This window comes from Ruegeria sp. CK2 (genome assembly GCF_056536585.1).
On the sequence record NZ_JBQFPW010000082.1, the window covers coordinates 1 to 504 of the forward strand.

General features: G+C 63.3%; 1 protein-coding gene. It reads left to right on the top strand.

Annotated elements, in window-relative coordinates; all coding sequences use genetic code 11:
* Positions 1-504: autotransporter outer membrane beta-barrel domain-containing protein (locus ACR0BU_RS24790; protein ID WP_480739609.1), on the top strand; the 504-nt coding region annotated here is incomplete at both ends.

The window sequence follows — 504 nt, forward strand, 5'->3', positions numbered from 1 at the left end:
GCCGCTGTGGTTCCGGATGGGGACAGAACAGGTCACACTGGCGGCAGAGCACAGCACAACAGGGGCCGCGCTCGACAGCAGTGTCTGGGAGATGGAGATCGGCGGGGATGTTGTCCTGAGCGAGAGCGGGGCGGGGCTGCTTGTGGGCGGACTGATGTTCTCCTACGCCACAGGCAGTACTGCAGTCACCTCTGCCTTTGGGGACGGGTCGATTGACACCACGGGCCTGGGTCTGGGCCTGGCTGCTACGTGGTATGACAATCGCCGGTTTTATGTCGACGGGCAGTTCACGTTTGCCTCCTACACGAGCGACCTCGAGGCTGACAGGATTGGAACCCTGGCGGACGGCAACGGCGGCACGGGCCTTGCGCTGTCGATCGAGGCGGGACAGCAATTCGATCTGGGCACCGGGATGACGGTGATCCCGCAGGCGCAGCTGAGCCTCTCCTCTGTTGCGTTTGATGACTTTGAGGGTGAGCGCTACGGGGAGCAGGTGACGCTTGA